Raw genomic sequence first — 3,590 nt, forward strand, 5'->3', positions numbered from 1 at the left:
CCAGTAGACCTTGTAGCCGTTGTACTCCTTGGGGTTGTGGCTGGCGGTGACGTTCACGCCGGCGATGCAGCCGTACTCCCGCACGGCGAAGGACAGCTCCGGGGTGGGGCGGAGGGACTCAAAAATCCGCACCGGAATGCCGTTGCCCGCCATGACGCAGGCGGTCTCCCGGGCGAACTCCTGGGAGTGGTTGCGGCAGTCGTAGCACACGGCCACGCCGCGCTTGGCGGCCGCGTCGCCCTCGGCCAGGATCACTTCGGCAAAGGCCTGGGTGGCGTGGCGGATCACGTGGACGTTCATCTGGTGCAGGCCGACGCACATGGTGCCCCGCAGACCGGCGGTGCCGAACTCCAGGGGGGCGAAAAAGCGGCTCTCGATCTCCTTCTCGTCGCCGGCGATGCCCCGCAGCTCCTCCTTCTCCGCCTCGCTGAGGGCGGGGCTGCTGAGCCATTTCTCATACACATCACGATAGGACATGGGACTTACCTCCAATACCAATCTGTCAAAATTCGGGCGTGAACGCTTTCCAGCTGTTGTGATTATATCACAAATAACTAGCAATATCTACCCCGTCTTTTGACGAATCATGGAAAATTCCGGGTCTCACTTGTGATAGCTGGAGCCCTCGTCGATCTTGAAGCACCGGTAGAGCTGCTCCAGCAGCATGACCCGGGCCAGGTGGTGGGGGAAGGTCATGGGGGACATGGACAGGCGCAGCCGGGCCTCCGCCTTCAGGGAGGGGTGGAGTCCGTAGGAGCCGCCGATCACAAAGGCCAGGGAGCCGGTGCCCGCGGCGCTCCAGCCCGCCAGGAGCCTGGACAGGGTCTCGCTGGACTTCTCCTCCCCCTCCACACACAGGGCCACTAGGGCCGCGCCGGGGGCCAGCTTGCCCCGGATGGCGGCCCCCTCCTTCTCCAGGGCGGCGTCGATCTGGGCCCGGGAGGGGTCGGCGGGCAGCCGCTCCTCGGGCAGCTCCACCACCTGGAGCCGGCAATAGGCGGACAGGCGCTTGACATACTCCGCCGCCGCGTCGATGTAAAATTTCTCCTTCATCTTGCCCACGCAGATGAGCTGGATGCGCACGCCCTTCATACCAGATACCTCCGGCTTGCCTCGTTGCGGGGGGCCACCTCCAGGGCCACGTCCCGGCCCACCGCCGCGCCCCGCCGCTCCAGCAGGCCGCGGACCACCTCATGGGCCCGGGCGGGGGTGTTGTTCTCGTGGGACAGGTGGGCCAGCACCACCGTGCGGGCGCCCCCCGCCACCGCCGTCCAGGCCAGCTCGGCCCCCGCCTCGTTGGACAGGTGGCCCCGGTCGCCCAGAATCCGGGCCTTCAGATAGTAGGGGTATGGCCCGGCCTGGAGCCACTCCACGTCGTGGTTGGCCTCGCACACCAGGAGATCCGCCCCCCGGATACCCCGCTCCACCTCCGGCGTCACGTAGCCCAGGTCGGTGACCACGGCGGCCTTCCGCCCCCCGGCGGACAGGGCGTAGCCCGTGCTCTCCGCCGCGTCGTGGGAGGTGGGGAAGCTCTCCACATCGATGCCGCCCACAGAAAAGCCCTCCCCCGGGGTCACCGGGTGGAACAGCTCCTCCAGAAAGGCGATGCGGTAGCACAGCTGCCGCCCCGTCCCCCGGCTGGCGTACACAGGGAGCCGCAGCTGCTTGGTCAGGGTGGCCAGTCCGGCCATGTGGTCGGTGTGCTCGTGGGTGATCAGCACCCCCGCCAGCTCTTTGGGATCCACCCCCAGCATCTTCAGACTATTGGTGATGCGGCGGCAGGAGATGCCCGCGTCCACCAGGATATGGGTGCGGCCGTCGCTCACCAGCAGGCTGTTGCCGCTGGAGCCGCTGGCCAGGGTACAAAGTTCCAGCACAGAAGTCGCTCCTTGCTATGTAAGATGATCGCATAAAAAAGGGGGGCCTGCGCCCCCCCAGCCTGTCAAAAAGGCTTTTCGACAGGCTGCTGAACTTTTTGAAACTTTTTTGAAGGGTTATCCCACCTGCATCTGCTTGCCCTCGTCGGGGGTGACCACCACGCGGATGTCCGCCCCCACGCCGGAGAGCTTGCGCACAATGTCCTCATAACCCCGCTCGATGTGGTGGATACAGCTGATCTCCGTAGTGCCCTGGGCCGCCAGCCCGGCAATCACCATGGCCGCCCCGGCCCGCAGGTCGCAGGCCTGGATCTTGGCGCCGGTGAGGCTCTCCACCCCCTCAATGACGGCGATCTTGCCGTCCACCTGGATCTGGGCGCCCATGCGACGGAACTCATCCACATAGCGGTAGCGGTTGTCCCACACGCCCTCGGTGAGCACGCTGGTGCCCTCCGCCAGGCAGAGCACCGCGGCGATCTGGGGCTGCATGTCCGTGGGGAAGCCGGGATAGGGCAGGGTCTTCACGTTGGTGCGGGTGAGCCTGCCGGTGCGGCGCACCAGCACCGCGTCGTCCCGCTCGTCCACGTCCACTCCCATCTCCAGCAGCTTGGCCGTGATGCACTCCAAGTGCTTGGGGATCACGTTTTTAATCAGCACCTCGCCGCCGGCGGCGGCCACCGCCGCCATGTAGGTGCCCGCCTCGATCTGGTCGGGAATGATGGAGTAGACGCCGCCGCTCAGGCGGTCCACCCCGCGGATTTTGATCACATCGGTGCCGGCGCCCATGATGTCGGCGCCCATGGAGTTGAGGAAGTTGGCCAGATCCACCACATGGGGCTCCTTGGCGGCGTTCTCAATGACCGTCATGCCATCGGCCAGCACGGCGGCCAGCATGATGTTCATGGTGGCCCCCACGGATACAATATCCAGATAGATCTGGGTGCCCAGCATCCGCCCGGACTTGGCCTTGGCATGGATGAAGCCGCCCCGCACGTCCACGTCGGCCCCCATGGCCACAAAGCCCTTGATGTGCTGGTCAATGGGGCGGCCGCCGAAGTCGCAGCCGCCCGGCGGCGGCACTTCCGCCGAGCCGAACCGCCCCAGCAGAGCGCCGATGAGATAGTAGGAGGCGCGGATTTTCCGCGCCAGCTCGTCGGGCACCCGGGAATTGCGGATATGGGAGCAGTCAATGTCCACCGTGGTGCGGTTGACGGTGCGGACATCGGCCCCCAGCTCCTGAAGAATATTTAAGATCAGCGTCACATCGCTGATCTGGGGAATATTTTCAATGCGGCAAACACCGTCCACCAGAAGGGCGGCCGGTATGATGGCAACAGCGGCATTTTTTGCGCCGCTGATATCGATCTCTCCAAAAAGCGGCTTTCCGCCGTGAATCACATATTTTGTCAAAGCTACAACCCTCTATTCCTTCCGCCGCAGCCCGTTCCGGGCCCGGCAGCATCCCAAAAGCCGGAGGTTCGCCGGCCCGTTGTATGTTCAAAACAGGTACGCTCCATGGCAGAGCGCTCCAATACGAGTACATTATAGCAGATCTGCGGATAAAATCAAAGAAAATTTCTTTCTCTTTTTTCCGCCGCCTTCTAACCTTCAAAATACCCCGTTTACCCAGGTTCTATACCCGCACTGTGTTTTGAAACCATGTCTACCAGATGTCTACCAATTTAATCCCGCAACCCATTGGCGCGCAGTGAT

3 protein-coding genes and 1 pseudogene are annotated in these 3,590 nt (G+C 64.0%); all 4 read right to left on the reverse strand.

Going from position 1 to position 3,590, the window contains the following annotated elements:
* Window positions 1–477: pseudogene (locus QZ378_RS12425) on the reverse strand (phospho-sugar mutase); the annotation flags it as partial.
* 126 nt (window positions 478–603) lie between these two features.
* Entirely contained in the window at window positions 604–1,092 is a 489-nt protein-coding gene (gene rlmH / locus QZ378_RS12430; protein ID WP_291258492.1) for a 23S rRNA (pseudouridine(1915)-N(3))-methyltransferase RlmH, read from the reverse strand.
* Entirely contained in the window at window positions 1,089–1,877 is a 789-nt protein-coding gene (locus tag QZ378_RS12435) for an MBL fold metallo-hydrolase (protein WP_291258493.1), read from the reverse strand. Before QZ378_RS12435 ends, rlmH begins: the two co-directional genes overlap by 4 nt.
* Before the next feature lie 117 nt (window positions 1,878–1,994).
* Window positions 1,995–3,287 carry a UDP-N-acetylglucosamine 1-carboxyvinyltransferase gene (locus QZ378_RS12440; RefSeq protein ID WP_291258494.1) on the reverse strand — a complete coding sequence of 431 codons (1,293 nt, stop codon included), beginning with the start codon at window positions 3,285–3,287 and terminating at the stop codon, window positions 1,995–1,997.
* Window positions 3,288–3,590: the final 303 nt, after the last annotated feature.

Origin of the sequence: Flavonifractor sp. (assembly GCF_019422385.1) — a bacterium.
In the GTDB taxonomy this organism is placed as follows: Bacteria; Bacillota; Clostridia; order Oscillospirales; family Oscillospiraceae; genus Flavonifractor; species Flavonifractor avistercoris.

What these genes read in the sequence shown, in the direction of transcription:
- rlmH (WP_291258492.1), bottom strand. Translation starts at nt 1,092, where the DNA reads ATGAAGGGCGTGCGCATCCAGCTCATCTGCGTGGGCAAGATGAAGGAG.